A 15,698-nucleotide genomic window follows, 5' to 3' on the forward strand; every position below is an offset into this window, starting at 1 on the left:
CCGGACTAGCTCATGGACTTCGTGCCTTACGCGGTACCGTTTTTCATCGCCCTGATCGTGGTGGAATTGCTCGCTGACCGTTGGCGCGGTCAGCGCAACTACCGGGTCGCGGACGCCATCAACAGCCTCAGCACCGGCGTGCTGTCCACCACCACGGGGTTGTTGACCAAGGGCGTCGGGCTGCTGACCTACGCATTCGCCCTCAAGCACTTGGCGCTGATCGAACTGCCTGCCCAGAGTGTCTGGACCTGGGTCTTCGCCTTTGTGCTCTACGACTTCTGCTACTACTGGCTGCACCGGATGGGGCACGAGCGCAATATCCTGTGGGCCGCGCACTCGGTGCATCATCAGAGCGAGGACTACAACCTCAGCACCGCCCTGCGCCAGACCAGCACCGGGTTTCTGCTGAGCTGGATTTTCTACCTGCCCCTGGCCGTGCTCGGTGTGCCGTTGTTGGTATTCATCAGCGTCGCCTCGCTCAACCTGCTCTATCAATTCTGGGTGCACACCCGTCATGTGCCCAAGCTCGGCTGGTTCGAGTGGTTCTTCGTCACGCCATCCAATCATCGGGCCCACCATGCACAGAACGCTCTTTACATGGATCGCAACTACGGCGGTGTGTTCATTCTTTGGGACCGGCTGTTCGGCACCTTCCAGGAAGAAGACGACAACGAACCGGTGGTTTTTGGTGTGACGACCCCCTTGGCGAGTTGGAACCCGCTGTGGGCCAACTTGCAGTTTTATGCGCAGCTTTGGAGCGATGCGCGGCGTACCGAGAGTAAGTGGGACAAGCTGCGCATCTGGTTCATGCGCACCGGCTGGCGCCCTGCTGACGTGAAGGCCAAATACCCCCTGGCCAAGCCTGACTTGAGCCAGTTCCGCAAATTCGACGTGCCGCTGGACGCGCGCCAACAGGTGTACATCGCCGTACAGTTTGCTGCGTATGTGGGGTTTGGCAGCTATTTGATGAATTTCGGCGAGGGTTTGCCCGCCACCGCGCTGATTGTGGGCTGGGGCGCGATGGCGTTTGGGTTGTTTACGTTGGGCGTGGCTCTGGAGAATCGCCCGTGGACCTTGAAGGCTGAGCTGGTACGGCTGGCATTGAATGTACCGCTGGTGTGGCTGGCACCGCAGGTGGGGCTGTGGCCGGCCAGCCACTTGGGCTGGCTTGGGCTGCTGAGTTATAGCCTGCTCAGCGTGATCGGCCTCTACTGCTGTAGAAGCCGGCTTACTCGACTGGTGTCTTAGGCGCTTCGATCGAGGCAGGCTCGGCCGCGAGCCGGGCCTTGGCATCTGCACAGGCCTGGCGGGCGATTCGAGCGTTCTTGAAGCGGCGCCGCAGCCACAGGCCAAAGCCTAGTAACAACAACGCGCCGAGCACCCACAATTCGTACTTTTTGACGCTGCCGAGCATGCCTTCCAGTACTGCGCCGAAGTGATAAGCCGCCGCACCCAAAGCCGCTGCCCAGATGGCAGCACCAATCCCGTTGAGGATCAGGTAGCGCAGTGGCGGGTAGCCCGACAGACCAATCGCGACCGGCATCACCGTGCGCAATCCGTAGACGAAGCGGAAACTCAGCACCCAGATATCCGGGTGTTTGCGGATATGTTCCAGTGCTTTGTCGCCCATCAGTTGCCAGCGCGGCTTGCGTGCCAGCAGTTTGCGGCCGTGCTTGCGCCCCATGTAATACCAAAGCTGGTCGCCGGCGTAGCTGCCAAAGAAGGCAACGACCACCACCAGGTTGATATCCATGTAGCCACGGAACGCCAGGAAGCCTGCGAGCACCAGAATGGTCTCGCCTTCAAAGAACGTCCCGAGGAAGAGGGCAAAGTAGCCGAAGTCATGCAGAAATTGTTGAAGCATGGTCTGGGTGCTGGCGAAATGAACGCGCAGCCTACGCCTTCGTGAACATTCATGAAAGTATCGAGATGTGTCACGAAGTGAACAATTCCTACATAAACGACGAATGCGACTACAGGTCGCATCGATAAGCACAACTGTCATACCTTCGTCATAATGGCCGCTTATAACTGCAACGCTCGCCCGTAAACCCGGGCTCAGGAGTCTGTCGTGAGCTTTACCCCTGCCAATCGCCTGTTCCCAGCCACTCGTCTGCGTCGCAATCGCCGTGATGATTTTTCTCGCCGTCTGGTTCGTGAAAACGTACTGACGACGAATGATCTGATCCTGCCGGTGTTTGTGCTCGATGGCGAAAATCGTCGGGAAGCCGTTGCGTCGATGCCGGGGGTGGAGCGTCTGACCATTGATCTGCTGCTGGAAGAGGCGGCGGGTTGGGTCGAACTGGGGATTCCGGCGTTGGCGCTGTTCCCGGTCACGCCGGCTGAACTCAAGTCCCTCGATGCGGCCGAAGCCTGGAACCCGCAAGGGATCGCCCAGCGCGCAACACGTGCTCTGCGCGAGCGTTTCCCTGAGTTGGGGGTGATCACCGACGTGGCGTTGGACCCGTTCACCACCCACGGTCAGGATGGCATCCTGAACGAAGACGGCTATGTTCAGAACGACATCACCGTCGATGCGTTGGTCAGGCAGGCCTTGTCCCACGCCGCGGCAGGAGCCCAGGTGGTCGCACCTTCGGACATGATGGACGGCCGCATCCAGGCGATTCGCGAAGCCCTGGAGCTGGCCGGCCACGTCAATGTGCGAATCATGGCCTATTCAGCGAAGTACGCCAGCGCCTACTACGGCCCGTTCCGGGACGCGGTGGGCTCGGCACTGAATTTGGGCAAGGCCAACAAGGCCTCTTACCAGATGGATCCTGCCAATAGCCATGAAGCCTTGCACGAAGTGGCGGCCGATCTGGCCGAAGGCGCCGACATGGTGATGGTCAAGCCGGGGATGCCGTACCTGGACATCCTTTGGCGGGTCAAAGATGAATTCAAGGTGCCGACCTTTGTCTATCAGGTCAGCGGCGAATACGCCATGCACATGGCTGCAATACAGAATGGATGGTTGAGTGAAGGGGTGATTCTGGAATCCCTGACGGCCTTTAAACGTGCCGGAGCTGATGGCATTCTGACCTACTTTGCCGCCCGCGCCGCCCAATTGCTTAGAGAGCAACAATAGCCCTCACAGGAACACTCGATGAATACCGAAGGACTCTCCGAAGTTGCAGTAAAAGACGCTCACCCGGTGGTTGAACAAGTCGCCGAGACCCCGCCGGAGCTGGAACCGGCTCCGCCTGCCTTGGTGGCCGAAGTACCAGCGCCGGCGCCAGTGCCGATGGTGACCAACCTGGATGACAGCAGCCTTTACATCCACCGCGAGCTGTCGCAACTGCAATTCAACATCCGCGTGCTGGAACAGGCGCTGGATGAGTCCTACCCGTTGCTGGAGCGGCTGAAATTCCTGCTGATTTTCTCCAGCAACCTGGACGAGTTCTTCGAGATCCGTGTTGCCGGCCTCAAAAAGCAGATCACCTTCGCCCGCGAACAAGCCGGCGCCGACGGCCTGCAACCGCACCAGGCGTTGGCGCGCATCAGCGAGCTGGTGCACGGCCATGTGGACCGCCAATACGCGATCCTCAACGACATCCTGCTGCCGGAGCTGGAAAAACATCAGGTCCGCTTCATCCGTCGCCGTCACTGGACCACCAAGATCAAAACGTGGGTGCGTCGCTATTTCCGTGACGAGATCGCGCCAATCATCACGCCGATCGGCCTCGACCCGACGCACCCGTTCCCGTTGCTGGTGAACAAGAGCCTCAACTTCATCGTTGAGCTGGAAGGTATCGACGCCTTCGGTCGCGATTCCGGCCTGGCGATCATCCCGGCGCCGCGTTTGCTGCCACGGATCATCAAGGTGCCGGAAGAGGTGGGGGGCGCTGGCGACAACTATGTATTCCTGTCCTCGATGATCCACGCCCACGCCGATGATCTGTTCCAAGGCATGAAGGTCAAGGGCTGCTACCAGTTCCGCCTGACCCGTAACGCCGACCTGGCGCTCGACTCCGAAGACGTCGAAGACTTGGCCCGTGCCCTGCGCGGCGAGCTGTTCTCGCGGCGCTACGGCGATGCGGTACGCCTGGAAGTGGCCGACACCTGCCCGAAACACCTGTCGGACTACCTGCTCAAGCAGTTCAACCTGGGCGAGACCGAGTTGTATCAGGTCAACGGTCCGGTGAACCTGACGCGTCTGTTCAGCATCACCGGCCTGGACAGCCACCCGGAGCTGCAATACACGCCGTTCACGCCGCAGATCCCGAAACTGCTGCAAAACAGCGAGAACATCTTCAGCGTTGTGAGCAAGCAGGACATCCTGCTTCTGCACCCGTTCGAGTCCTTCACTCCGGTGGTCGACCTGCTGCGCCAGGCCGCCAAGGACCCGCACGTGTTGGCCGTACGCCAGACCCTGTACCGCAGCGGCGCCAACTCGGAAATCGTCGATGCCCTGGTGGACGCTGCGCGCAACGGCAAGGAAGTCACCGCGGTGATCGAGTTGCGTGCGCGGTTCGACGAAGAATCCAACCTGCAACTGGCCAGCCGTCTGCAAGCGGCCGGCGCGGTGGTGATCTACGGCGTGGTTGGCTTCAAGACACACGCCAAGATGATGCTGATCCTGCGCCGCGAAGCGGGTGAGATCGTGCGCTACGCCCACTTGGGTACCGGCAACTACCACGCTGGCAACGCCAAGCTCTATACCGACTACAGCCTGCTGACTTCCGACGACGCCTTGTGTGAAGACGTCGGCAAGTTGTTCAGCCAGTTAATCGGCATGGGCAAGACCTTGCGCATGAAGAAGCTGCTGCACGCGCCGTTCACCCTGAAGAAGGGCATGCTCGACATGATTGCCCGCGAAACCCAGTTCGCCCTCGACGGCAAACCGGCGCACATCATTGCCAAGTTCAACTCGCTGACCGATCCGAAGATCATCCGCGCGCTGTACAAGGCCAGCCAGTCCGGCGTGCGTATCGACTTGGTGGTGCGTGGCATGTGCTGCCTGCGTCCGGGCATTGTTGGCGTGTCGCACAATATCCATGTGCGTTCGATCATCGGCCGCTTCCTGGAGCACACGCGGGTGTTCTACTTCCTCAACGGCGGCGAAGAGCAGATGTTCCTGTCCAGTGCCGACTGGATGGAGCGCAACCTGGATAAGCGTGTGGAGACCTGCTTCCCTGTAGAGGGCAAGAAGCTGATCATGCGGGTCAAGAAAGAGCTGGAAAGCTACCTGACCGACAACACCCACAGCTGGAGCCTGCAATCCGACGGCCGTTACGTGCGCAACACGCCGACCGGCAACCAGAACCCACGCAGTGCGCAGGCGACGTTGCTGGAGAAGTTGGGCAGTCCGATTCTGTCGGTGAACTAAGCACCGACGCGGTCTGAAAATGTGGGAGGGGGCTTGCTCCCGATGAGGGAGTCTCAGTCAACAGATTCATTGACTGGTCTACCGCCATCGGGAGCAAGCCCCCTCCCACAGTTGTTTTCGGTGTTCTCTATCGCAGGTTCAGGCTGAACCCCACTCGTGTCAGCCACTCCGCTTCCTGGGCGAAGTCCGCCTGGGTCAGTTGGTTCTCATCCAGCCAGCCTTTCGGGAACACGACATCCAGGCTCTCGCCATTGGCGCGCAGGCTCACCTGGGGCATTTCCTGGGTGCCGCGAATGTGGTGGAACAGGATCGCGAAGCGCAGCAGTACGCACAGGCGGATCAGCTTGATGCCTTCATCACCGAACTCGGCAAACTTATCCTTGGGAATATTGCGACGATGACCGCGCACCAGCAGTGCGAGCATCTGCTGGTCTTCCCGGGAGAAACCGGCCAGGTCGGAGTGCTCGATCAGGTAGGCGCCGTGCTTGTGGTAATGGTAGTGGGCGATATCCAGGCCTACCTCATGCACCTTGGCGGCCCAGCCCAGCAGCTCTCGCCATACGCCGTCTTCCAGGTCCCAGTCCTCGGCCACTTGGTCGAACGCGTGCAAGGCTTTGCGTTCCACACGGGCGGCTTGTTCCAGGTCGACGTGATAACGCTCCATCAGCGAGCTGAGCGTGCGCTCACGTACGTCCTCGTGGTGATGGCGGCCCAGCAGGTCGTAGAGCACACCTTCGCGCAGGGCGCCGTCACAGTGGTCCATGCGTTGCAGTTCGAGGGCGTCGAAGATGGCTTCGAGAATCGCCAGGCCGGCCGGGAAAATGGTGCGACGGTCGGGCTTGATGCCGTCGAAGTCGATTTTCTCGGCGTCCCCCAGTTTGAATAGCTTGCGCTTGAGCCACGCCAGGCCTTCGGCGTTGACCTCACCCGTGCCATGGCCGCCGGCCTTGAGTGCCAGGCCGATAGCACGGATGGTGCCAGACGAGCCGATGGCCTCATCCCAGGTCAGGCGGTGCAGGGCGTGTTCGATACTCATGATTTCCAACCGCGCTGCGGTGTAGGCCTGGGCGTAGCGCGCCGGAGTGATCTTGCCGTCCTTAAAGTAACGTTGGGTATAGCTGACGCAACCCATCTGCAGGCTTTCGCGCAGCAGCGGTTCGAAACGCTGGCCGATGATGAACTCGGTACTGCCGCCGCCGATGTCCGCCACCAGACGCTTGCCGGGGGTGTCGGCCAAGGTGTGGGACACGCCTAGATAGATCAGGCGCGCCTCTTCACGGCCGGAGATGACTTCTACCGGGTGGCCGAGGATTTCCTCGGCGCGGCGGATGAATTCGCCGCGATTGCGCGCTTCGCGCAGGGCATTAGTGCCGACAATCCGCACCGCGCCCAGGGGCATACCGTTAATCAGCTGCGCAAAACGCTTGAGGCAATCGAGCCCGCGCTGCATGGATTCTTCATTGAGCTGGCGGGCGTCGTCGATCCCGGCAGCCAGTTGCACTTTCTCGCCGAGCCGTTCAAGGATGCGGATTTCGCCGTTCTGGGCCTTGGCCACGACCATGTGAAAGCTATTGGAACCCAGGTCTATGGCGGCGATCAGGGACAGATTCTTGGCTTGGGATTGCGGCATGGTTTGGGGGTCTCGGTCGATAACCTGACCATCGTGCCACGATCGACCGCTGGCGCCAACGCGTAGCGCCATAGGATTTCCAATCAGGGCGTCAGCGGAAATTGCCGATGCGGGTTGTAGGAGATTTTCATGACGATTGCATTACAAAGTTAACAGATGCCGTAGTCCTTGATTTCCGGGGCTTTATTTATGGGATTGGTAACTAATTCCTACATGCTTCTGTATTAGTCCTCCAAGTTGTTGTTTTGATTCGCACAACGAATATTCCAGTGTGGAATGGCTGCCGCTGAGTACTCTTACAATCATTGATATTTTTTCCGGTTTAATTGAAGGGGTGGAGTGTTAATACTTCGGTCCGGCGATTTTGCCTAGGTGTTATTTATTTATAGTTGAGCGTTCGGTGTGGGCGGCTTTTAAATGTGGGTTTGTAAGATTGGCTTTTAGATAGTTTGAGTTTTTAGTTGTACGCGGATAAATGATCTTTGATAGTAAGGTGGACTGTATATGAAAAATAAAAGTGCTTTGTTTGGGGGCGTGTTCCTTGCAGTTGCTTGCCTGAGCGTTCAAGCTGCGGACTTACGTGTCAAAGGCTCCATTGCACCTTCCAGTTGCAGTTTTACACTCACAAATTCGACCATTGATTATGGCAAAATCAATCCGAGCTCTTTAAGCGCCACCCAATATAATCCGTTACCAAACAAAAGCACTCCGTTCGTCATAAAGTGTGCTGCACAAGCTCGGGTCGCTATAAGTGCAACGGATAATCGTGCGGCAAGTAAAGTGGGTGGCATAACACTTCAATATGGCTCGCAGTACAATGATAACTATAACTACGGGCTTGGTGATACCGGTAATGGTGAACATATCGGCGGTTATATTTTATACATGAGAAGTTCGGTGGCTGATGGCAAGGCTGTCAATATTATGCAGTCATTCGACAATGGTGGCGTTTGGCGCGGTATCGCCGGTGCCATGGCGCAAACTCCTGTCTTGACCAGCTGGTGGTCGGGTGACCTTACACCGCTGAAGTTTTCCACGCTGTCCGGTACGCTAAACGTTCGGGCCATTCTTAATAAGACATCCGCTCTCAGCCTCAGTAATGAAATCAAGCTGGACGGTCATGCCACGCTGGAACTGAAGTACATCTGAACATAACTACCCTAATGGTCAACTGGGGCTGATTGCTTTTCGGCGGGGCGACGGCGCTCTGCAGTGAATTTTTTCAGTGCCAGGCCTATGGGCGAGTTTTATCTGTGGCTATCCATTTTTTTGTTAAAGGTGATAAGTTTGAAAAATAAAATTATTGTAATGATGGGTGTATGTTTGGCTGCGACGGGGCTCAATGCCCAAGCAGCTGATGTCCGTGTTAAAGGAACCATCGCGCCCGCAAGCTGCAGCTTTACGATAGTCAACTCGGTATTTGATTACGGTATGATTCGACCGAGTTCGCTAAGTGCCACCCATTACACAAAGTTGGATAAAAAAAGCACGCCTTTTACCGTCAAATGCGATGCGCCTACTTTGGTAAGCATCAAGACACAGGACAATCGTGCAAGCAGTAAAGTACCTGGTATGATGCGAAGTGCATTTAATCAGACCTATATTGACACCTTTAACTATGGGCTAGGCACGTCATCCAAAGGTGAGAAAGTTGGCGGTTACGTTATGTTCATGGCCAATACCGTTGCTGACGGTAAAACGGTCAGGGTTAATGGTTCGAACAATAACGGCGTTACTTGGTCCGTCGGCGACGGGGCCCTGGCACAGCCTCCGCATTTGACAAGCTGGGCGTCTGGGACCACTACGCCGATTAAGCTTTCAGTGGTTTCCGGAAACTTGCAAGTGCAAGGGGTTATCAACAAGACCTCTGCTTTTTCCGTCGGTGAGGGTATCAATCTTGATGGCCATGCCACCTTAGAGTTACGTTACTTGTAAGCAATGTTGAGTCGGTCAGCACACGTTGAGACTTTAGGTGTTTGAAGTTTTAACGTGTTCTGACTGTTTTGCTGTGTTCGAAGTAAAGGAAACGTCGGATGTGTATCGTCTCCAAGTCGAAGTTCTTTTTAGCGTTTAGCGTGTGCGTTAACTTTCTTTTATGCGGTGTGGCGTACGCCGATGGCATGGAGCCTGAAACCACTGTCATTGTGCTAAATGAGTCCGATGGTGAGGCCAGTATTAACGTCAAGAATACTGACGTCGGGCCTGCGCTACTCCATTCGGCTATTGAAGATGTTCCGGAAGACCTGGAACCCTTGGTGGTTGTCACTCCCCCGGTTGCAAGGGTGGATGGTGGCCAACTGCAAATGGTGAGGTTCATGTTGATTGGCAAGGAACCGCTCAAGACTCAGCGTTTGAAGCGTGTCACCTTCGAGGGTATCCCACAAACCCAGCCAGGCTCGGGTGCGACGATCGGTATCAGCCTGCGACAAAACCTGCCGCTGATTCTCCATCCCAAGGGACTGCCACAGCACAATGCGCCTTGGGAGTTACTGACCTGGCGCCTGCAGGGCAAAACGTTGAGCGTGCATAACGACAGTCCCTATGTCGTTCGTTTGGCCGCCGAGGTGCAACTGAACCCGCAAAAAGCCAAAGCCTATCTTTCACGCACCTATATCTTGCCGGGTGAGGTGCTGAGCGCTGAATTTTCAAGCGCTCACCCTGATGCCACGTCAGTCACCATCATGCCTGCCACTGTTTATGGATTTACCGTAGACAACTACGATGCCTTGCTCCTAGCCAACATGCCTTGACCTCGTATGGGAAAAATAAACGAGGTTACCGGCGCTGTTGGTAAAAAACGGTGTGGGGGTAAAAAGGCCGCAGCGCCTTTTAAGTTCAACCGAGTCAGTCTCTCAGCCTGCGTAGCGATGTTTTCTGGCGCCGCAGGTCACGTTTACGCGGGGCCCGGGGCGCACCCGCTGGAATTCGATCTGACTATCTTGCAGCATCGCGGACTCGATCCTTCGGTTGCCCGCTATTTTCGAGACGCGCCACGATTCACTGAAGGTGTTCGGGTTGTTGATCTGACGGTTAATGGTGATCGCGTTGGATTGACCGATGCGCGGTTCAACCATGAAGGGGCGTTGTGCTTTACCCGTGGCTTGCTGGTCCGAGCGGGGCTGCGTGTACCTGCTTCAGTGATAGATAAACAGGTTTCTGCTGACCAGGCCTGTCATGACTTCCTTACCGAGTTTCCCAGCACGGAATTGAACCTGCGTCCGGGCAACGAGGAGGTAGCGATCGTCGTTCCCACCCAGGCGATCCGTGAGCCGCAACGAGCCACTGGCCATTTCGCTCGAGGTGGAGCGGCGGGCTTGCTCAACTATGACGTGCAAGGCATCAACAGTCATTCGCGCGATGCCAGGGGCCGTTTTCTATCGGCGTCCACGGAGGTGGGGTTTAACGTAGGCGATTGGATTGCGCGCAGCCGTCAGCTCTATATCTCTACCGATGGTCGGTCTGGGGCCGAGCACCTGTACGCCTATGCGCAACGGGATATTGCGCGGTTGGCGTCGACCCTCCAGGTGGGGCAGATATCCGGTAACAGCCCGGTGTTCGGCGGGGTGCAACTGACCGGTTTCCAACTGTCTCCAGACGGTGTCGACGGCGGTGCCGGCGGTAATGGAGTAGTGGTCGAAGGCCAGGCCCTTAGTCAGTCTCGGATAGAGGTACGCCAGTCGGGCGCATTGATCTACACAACAGTCGTGCCGGAAGGGCCGTTTGCATTGAGCAACCTGCCGTTGCTCAACGGCACGAGTGACCTTGATGTACGGGTCATTGAGACCCGTGGCGGACAGCGTAGCTTTGTGGTGCCGGCCGCTTCGTTTCGCGATGCGATGCCGGTGAAGTCCGGGTATACCGCGGCCGTCGGCAAGATACGGGATGTGGAACGTAGCGGTGCCGATGAGCCTATGCTGGCCGTGGCAAGCGGGACCTGGGCGCTCACCCCCGCCACGGCCCTCAGTTCGGGTGTGCAGGTTACCGATCATTACAATTCGGTGGGGCTTGCGCTGGACAGCAGTTTCGCGCAGCGATTCTCTGTTGGCCTGCGTAACAACCTCTCACGGGACAACAAGAACAACGTACGGGGTGTGCGTAATAGCGTTTCGTTGGGCAGCGTGCTGCCGGGTGACGTGCAGATGACCCTGAGCGCTACGACCCAGACACCTGGCTATCGTGATGTGCTCGATAGTGTGCGCGCTGACAGTGGTGAGTTGGCGAACTCGCGGTTCAAAAACCAATACACGGCAGGTCTCAGCTGGGCGGACCCGCAATTGGGTGTGTTCACGATTGGATACACCCGTGCTGCAAACTTCAACAGTAGCGCCTCTCAGTATGTGCATGGCGCCTGGAACAAGCAGTTCAGGTACGCCAATGTCGGGTTGAGCGTGGACTCGCAAGTTGGCACTTCTGGCACTAACAAGAACAACAACGATGGGCTAGGCGTGCGTTTGCAAGTCAGTGTTCCCTTGGGGGGGGATCGTTCGCTCACTTCTACCGCCAGGCACCAGGGGCATCGATCGAGTATTGGCGCAGCCTTCAACGAACGCGTCGACGACACACTCAATTATGAACTGCGCGCTGACAGCGACCTTGGTACGGCCGCCCGGCATGCGCAGGGCGGTTTGCTGAACATGACGTCCCGTTATGCTCAGTTGGGCCTGGGCATCAACCGGGACTCGACCAACACCAGCTATAGCGGTCAGTTGCAAGGCGCGGTTGTGGCTCATGAACGGGGGCTGACGCTGTCTCCGTACAGGGTCGAGGATACGTTTGGGATTGCGTCGGTCGGCGATGTGTCGGGCGCGCGTATCACTACACCCCAGGGGCCTGTATGGACCGATCGGTGGGGAATGGCGGTGATACCGGGATTGCCCGCTTATCAGAGCAGCCTTGTCGAGGTGGAAGGCAAATCCCTGCCACGGCAGGTAGATATCAAGAACGGCACCCAATCCCTGGAAGTTGGACGAGGCTCATTCAGCAAGGTCGACTTTGAAGTGGTTAAGGTCAGGAGGGTGCTGTTGCGTGCCGTCGATCAGAGTGGCCAAGCGTTACCCAAAGGTGCTTCGGTGCTTACGGCAGACAATTCATTCCTGACCTCCGTCGTCGGAGACGGCCTGATTTTCCTGAATAACATCGACGCGCCACAAACCTTGACCGTGTCATCGCCGAACGCGACCTCCTGCAAACTGCAACTCGAACTGTCGGAACAAATCGATGAAACCCAACTTTATGAAAATACAGCGGCGGTCTGCAGCTAAAAGTGCTTTGACGTCAGGGATGCTCGCGGCGGTGGTGAGCCTATTGACGGTTTTTGAGGCGTCGGCTTCTGAGTGCCACCTGTCAGTGAGCCAACCGCAAATTGATTACGGGCTTCTGCGCCCCGTTTCAAAGCCTGATGCTCGCGGGGTTTTCCTGGGTAAGCGCATGGTGCGTGTGAGCGTGGTGTGCACTGATGCTAGGTTCATAGCCCTGCGTTTTATGGGCGTGCCTGCCGACGGTCAAGGTTTCAGGTTTGGTCGGGAGGGGCGGTTTGACCTGACGCTGCAGCAGCCAGTGCTCGATGGCCAGGCGATAGAGTTGGCGCCGATGCACAACAGGGCGGAGCGCGGTGGTCACCTGAGGCCGGACCAAGCGCTGGTGCTGTTGAAGGCAGGGCAGCCTGTCAGCGGGCGGGTGTTTTCAGCGCAGGTGCAGATTGACACCTATCTCTCGAATGCTGCCGCCTCCGTACGCGATAAAACGTTATTGGAGGGCGGCGGGCGCTTCGAGTTGGTACCTGGCGGCTAATCGATCAGGCGTGGGCTTCTGTTGTACCGATGAAGTTTGCTAACTCAGCGGTCTGGGGATTGGCAAACAGCAGTTTTGGATCGCCGACTTCATGCACCTTGCCCTGGTGCATGAATACCAGCTTGTCACCGACTTCCCGGGCGAAGCGCATTTCGTGCGTCACCATGATCAAGGTCATACCGTCCTTGGCCAACTGGCGCACCACGCTGAGCACTTCGTTGACCAACTCCGGGTCCAGGGCTGAGGTGATTTCATCGCACAGCAGCACTTTGGGTGACATAGCCAGGGCCCGGGCAATGGCGACGCGCTGTTGCTGGCCGCCGGACAAGCGATCTGGGAAAGCGTCGAATTTCTCTCCCAGCCCAACGCGTTCCAGCATCTGCTTGGCCAACTGTGCCGCTTTGGCCTTGGGCACTTTCTGCACCACTTGTGGCGCGAGCATGACGTTTTCACCCACCGTCAGGTGCGGGAACAGGTTGAACTGTTGGAACACCATGCCGACTTTCTGCCGCAGGCTGCGCAAGTCAGCGCGGGCGGCATCAAGGTATTCGCCGTCGACCTCGATCACTCCATCGTTAATCGACTCCAGGCCATTGAGGGTGCGCAGCAGGGTGGATTTACCCGAGCCGCTGCGCCCGATGATCGCCACCACCTGGCCTTCTTCAACCGTCAGGTCGATGCCCTTGAGGACGTGGTGATCGCCGTAATACTTATGCAGGGCGGAAATTCTAAGCAGAGGCATGCAGTCTCCTTTCCAGGTAGCGAGCACTGAGGGACAAGGGGTAGCAAAGCAGGAAGTAACCGAGGGCCACCAGGCCGTAGACCATGAAGGGCTCGAAGGTCGCGTTGGCGAGCATGCCGCCGGTCTTGGTCAATTCGGTGAAGCCGATGATGGAGGTCACGGCGGTGCCTTTGACCACCTGCACCGAGAACCCCACCGTTGGCGCCACGGCGATCCGCAGGGCCTGGGGCAGGATCACGTAGCGCAGTTGTTCAAGCGGATTCAGCGCCAGGCTGGCCGAGGCTTCCCACTGCCCGTGGGCGATGGAGTCGACACAACCGCGCCAGATCTCAGCGAGGTAGGCGCTGGTAAACAATGTCAGGGCAATCGCCGCTGCCAGCCACGGTGAAATATCCACCCCCAGCAGGGCGATGCCGAAGAACACCAGAAACAGCTGCATCAACAACGGCGTGCCCTGGAACAGCTCGATGTAGGTGCGCGCAAGATTGCGCGCGAACGCCTTGCTGCTGATGCGCATGGTCATCACCAGCAAGCCGATCAGGCCGCCGCCGATGAACGCCACCAGCGACAGCAACAGCGTCCACTGAAGGCCCGTAAGCAGATTGCGTACGATGTCCCAGAAGGAAAAATCACTCATCGGCTATTCCTCATCACAAAGCGGCGGCCGATCCAGTTGAGCAACTGGCGAATCATCAACGCCATGCACAGGTACACCAGGGTGGTGAGGGCATAGGTTTCAAACGCGCGAAAATTACGCGACTGAATAAAGTTGGCGGCGAAGCTCAGCTCTTCGGTGGCGATCTGTGAACACACCGCCGAACCGAGCATCACGATGATGATCTGGCTGCTCAGTGCCGGCCACACTTTGCCCAGCGCCGGCAGCAACACCACATGGCGGAACGCTTCGAAACGCGTCATCGCCAGCGCGGCGGCGGCTTCCAGTTGCCCGCGCGGGATGGCCTGGATGCCGGCGCGAATGATCTCCGTGGAGTAGGCCCCCAGGTTGATCACCATCGCCAATACGGCGGCTTGCCACTCGGTAATCTTTAGCCCCAGGGACGGCAGGCCAAAGAAGATGAAGAACAGTTGCACCAGGAACGGCGTGTTGCGGATCAACTCGACATAGACGCCGAAGAACCAGGCAAACGGCTGGATCTTCCACGCCCGCACCGCCGCGCCGACGGTGCCCAGGGCCACCCCCAGGATCGCACCGATGGCTGTCAGCTCAAGGGTGAACAACGCGCCGCGCAACAGCAGATCGGTATTGGCCAGCACCGGCACAAAGTCAAATTGATACGCCATGAGTCAGCTCCGTCGTATCAAAGATCGGCGGGCAGCGGCTCTTTCAGCCATTGCATCGCGTTCTTTTCCAGGCTGCCATCGGCCTTGGCCGCGACCAGGATCTGGTTGACCTTCTCCAGCAGCGCCGGCTCGTTTTTGTTCACGCCGACGTACACCGGCGAATCTTTGAGTTTCACTTTCAGCGCTGGCACGCGTTTCGGGTTGCGCTCGCTGATCGCCACCATCACCACGTTGCCGCTGGCGATCAGGTCGACCTGGCCTGCCAGGTAGGCGGCGATGGTGGAGTTATTGTCTTCGAAGCGCTTGATGGTCGCTTCCTTGGGCGCTACTGCGGTCAGCTCGATGTCTTCGATGGCGCCACGGGTCACGCTGATGGTCTTGCCCTTAAGGTCGTCGGTGCTGCTGATGGCGGCATCAGGTGGGCCGAATACGGCCAGGTAGAACGGCGCGTAAGCCTTGGAGAAATCGATGACTTTTTCCCGCTCCGGGTTTTTGCCCAGGCTGGAGATCACCAGATCAACCTTGCCGGTGGTGAGGAACGGGATGCGGTTGGTGCTGTTGACCGGGGTCAGCTCCAGCTTGACCTTGAGTTGGTCGGCCAGCAGCTTGGCAGTATCGATGTCCAGGCCGCGCGGCTTCATGTCGGGGCCGACCGAGCCAAACGGCGGGAAGTCCTGGGGCACGGCTACCTTAAGGGTGCCACGGGCGACGATATCGTCCAGCCCATTGGCCTGGGCGGGTGCCTGGCTCAGCATCAGGCTGGCAAACAGGGCAGTGAGCAGGGCGCTGTAGCGCTTAGTCATGGCAACTCTCCGAAAAGGGCGAAAGGATTTTCTGGATTTGGCTTGCTTGCGTGATTGCACAGCCCATGCCAGTAGGCTCGAAATCGTCTGTAAGGCTGGGATTTG

The 15,698-nt window shown here is 58.0% G+C and carries 14 protein-coding genes; 8 read left to right on the plus strand and 6 right to left on the minus strand.

Annotated elements, in window-relative coordinates:
* Window positions 1–12 precede the first annotated feature (12 nt).
* Window positions 13–1,248, plus strand: a complete 1,236-nt coding sequence (locus ACKZ62_RS00500) for a sterol desaturase family protein (RefSeq protein ID WP_447096205.1) — start codon at window positions 13–15, stop codon at window positions 1,246–1,248.
* Here ACKZ62_RS00500 and ACKZ62_RS00505 read toward each other — a convergent pair.
* Complete coding sequence (locus ACKZ62_RS00505) at window positions 1,229–1,864, minus strand: DedA family protein (RefSeq protein ID WP_032884326.1); 636 nt, start codon at window positions 1,862–1,864, stop codon at window positions 1,229–1,231. The genes ACKZ62_RS00500 and ACKZ62_RS00505 overlap by 20 nt on opposite strands.
* A gap of 207 nt (window positions 1,865–2,071) precedes the next feature.
* On the opposite strand from ACKZ62_RS00505, the gene hemB reads away from it, so the two are divergent.
* Window positions 2,072–3,085: a porphobilinogen synthase gene (gene hemB / locus ACKZ62_RS00510; RefSeq protein WP_447096206.1), complete on the plus strand. Its 1,014-nt coding sequence runs from the start codon at window positions 2,072–2,074 to the stop codon at window positions 3,083–3,085.
* An 18-nt stretch (window positions 3,086–3,103) separates the two neighbouring features.
* Entirely contained in the window at window positions 3,104–5,326 is a 2,223-nt protein-coding gene (gene ppk1 / locus ACKZ62_RS00515) for a polyphosphate kinase 1 (RefSeq protein WP_095185182.1), read from the plus strand.
* A gap of 127 nt (window positions 5,327–5,453) precedes the next feature.
* Here the strand turns inward: ppk1 and ppx are convergent, their stop codons facing one another.
* Window positions 5,454–6,956: an exopolyphosphatase gene (gene ppx / locus ACKZ62_RS00520; protein ID WP_032884523.1), complete on the minus strand. Its 1,503-nt coding sequence runs from the start codon at window positions 6,954–6,956 to the stop codon at window positions 5,454–5,456.
* A 504-nt stretch (window positions 6,957–7,460) separates the two neighbouring features.
* On the opposite strand from ppx, the gene ACKZ62_RS00525 reads away from it, so the two are divergent.
* The 5 genes from ACKZ62_RS00525 to ACKZ62_RS00545 all read left to right on the plus strand — a co-directional run bounded on the left by ACKZ62_RS00525 (window position 7,461) and on the right by ACKZ62_RS00545 (window position 12,746).
* Window positions 7,461–8,105, plus strand: coding sequence for a DUF1120 domain-containing protein (locus ACKZ62_RS00525; protein WP_447096207.1), 645 nt, complete (start codon window positions 7,461–7,463; stop codon window positions 8,103–8,105).
* A gap of 63 nt (window positions 8,106–8,168) precedes the next feature.
* Window positions 8,169–8,891 carry a DUF1120 domain-containing protein gene (locus ACKZ62_RS00530; protein ID WP_447096208.1) on the plus strand — a complete coding sequence of 241 codons (723 nt, stop codon included), beginning with the start codon at window positions 8,169–8,171 and terminating at the stop codon, window positions 8,889–8,891.
* A gap of 98 nt (window positions 8,892–8,989) precedes the next feature.
* Complete coding sequence (locus tag ACKZ62_RS00535; RefSeq protein WP_081797568.1) at window positions 8,990–9,706, plus strand: fimbria/pilus chaperone family protein; 717 nt, start codon at window positions 8,990–8,992, stop codon at window positions 9,704–9,706.
* 117 nt (window positions 9,707–9,823) lie between these two features.
* On the plus strand, window positions 9,824–12,217 hold the full coding sequence (locus ACKZ62_RS00540; RefSeq protein WP_447096983.1) for a fimbria/pilus outer membrane usher protein: 2,394 nt from the start codon (window positions 9,824–9,826) through the stop codon (window positions 12,215–12,217).
* Window positions 12,174–12,746 carry a DUF1120 domain-containing protein gene (locus ACKZ62_RS00545; RefSeq protein WP_447096209.1) on the plus strand — a complete coding sequence of 191 codons (573 nt, stop codon included), beginning with the start codon at window positions 12,174–12,176 and terminating at the stop codon, window positions 12,744–12,746. Before ACKZ62_RS00540 ends, ACKZ62_RS00545 begins: the two co-directional genes overlap by 44 nt.
* Before the next feature lie 4 nt (window positions 12,747–12,750).
* Here ACKZ62_RS00545 and ACKZ62_RS00550 read toward each other — a convergent pair whose 3' ends face one another.
* Genes ACKZ62_RS00550 through ACKZ62_RS00565 form a run of 4 tightly spaced genes read right to left on the minus strand, consistent with a single transcriptional unit; the run spans window position 12,751 to window position 15,593 of the window.
* Complete coding sequence (locus ACKZ62_RS00550; protein ID WP_032884313.1) at window positions 12,751–13,488, minus strand: amino acid ABC transporter ATP-binding protein; 738 nt, start codon at window positions 13,486–13,488, stop codon at window positions 12,751–12,753.
* Window positions 13,475–14,125: an amino acid ABC transporter permease gene (locus tag ACKZ62_RS00555; RefSeq protein ID WP_095185177.1), complete on the minus strand. Its 651-nt coding sequence runs from the start codon at window positions 14,123–14,125 to the stop codon at window positions 13,475–13,477. Before ACKZ62_RS00555 ends, ACKZ62_RS00550 begins: the two co-directional genes overlap by 14 nt.
* Complete coding sequence (locus ACKZ62_RS00560; protein WP_247398902.1) at window positions 14,122–14,790, minus strand: amino acid ABC transporter permease; 669 nt, start codon at window positions 14,788–14,790, stop codon at window positions 14,122–14,124. The genes ACKZ62_RS00555 and ACKZ62_RS00560 overlap by 4 nt, the downstream gene beginning before the upstream one ends.
* A 17-nt stretch (window positions 14,791–14,807) precedes the next feature.
* Window positions 14,808–15,593 carry a transporter substrate-binding domain-containing protein gene (locus ACKZ62_RS00565; RefSeq protein WP_017530859.1) on the minus strand — a complete coding sequence of 262 codons (786 nt, stop codon included), beginning with the start codon at window positions 15,591–15,593 and terminating at the stop codon, window positions 14,808–14,810.
* Window positions 15,594–15,698 lie beyond the last annotated feature (105 nt).

It is taken from the genome of Pseudomonas sivasensis (assembly GCF_052938085.1).

Coding starts and splice junctions, on each gene's coding strand:
- ppk1 (WP_095185182.1), top strand. CDS start 3,104: ATGAATACCGAAGGACTCTCCGAAGTTGCAGTAAAAGACGCTCACCCG.
- ACKZ62_RS00525 (WP_447096207.1), top strand. CDS start 7,461: ATGAAAAATAAAAGTGCTTTGTTTGGGGGCGTGTTCCTTGCAGTTGCT.
- ACKZ62_RS00535 (WP_081797568.1), top strand. CDS start 8,990: ATGTGTATCGTCTCCAAGTCGAAGTTCTTTTTAGCGTTTAGCGTGTGC.
- ACKZ62_RS00500 (WP_447096205.1), top strand. CDS start 13: ATGGACTTCGTGCCTTACGCGGTACCGTTTTTCATCGCCCTGATCGTG.
- ACKZ62_RS00555 (WP_095185177.1), bottom strand. CDS start 14,125: ATGAGTGATTTTTCCTTCTGGGACATCGTACGCAATCTGCTTACGGGC.
- ACKZ62_RS00565 (WP_017530859.1), bottom strand. CDS start 15,593: ATGACTAAGCGCTACAGCGCCCTGCTCACTGCCCTGTTTGCCAGCCTG.
- ACKZ62_RS00560 (WP_247398902.1), bottom strand. CDS start 14,790: ATGGCGTATCAATTTGACTTTGTGCCGGTGCTGGCCAATACCGATCTG.
- ACKZ62_RS00540 (WP_447096983.1), top strand. CDS start 9,824: ATGTTTTCTGGCGCCGCAGGTCACGTTTACGCGGGGCCCGGGGCGCAC.
- ACKZ62_RS00505 (WP_032884326.1), bottom strand. CDS start 1,864: ATGCTTCAACAATTTCTGCATGACTTCGGCTACTTTGCCCTCTTCCTC.
- ACKZ62_RS00550 (WP_032884313.1), bottom strand. CDS start 13,488: ATGCCTCTGCTTAGAATTTCCGCCCTGCATAAGTATTACGGCGATCAC.
- ACKZ62_RS00545 (WP_447096209.1), top strand. CDS start 12,174: ATGAAACCCAACTTTATGAAAATACAGCGGCGGTCTGCAGCTAAAAGT.
- ppx (WP_032884523.1), bottom strand. CDS start 6,956: ATGCCGCAATCCCAAGCCAAGAATCTGTCCCTGATCGCCGCCATAGAC.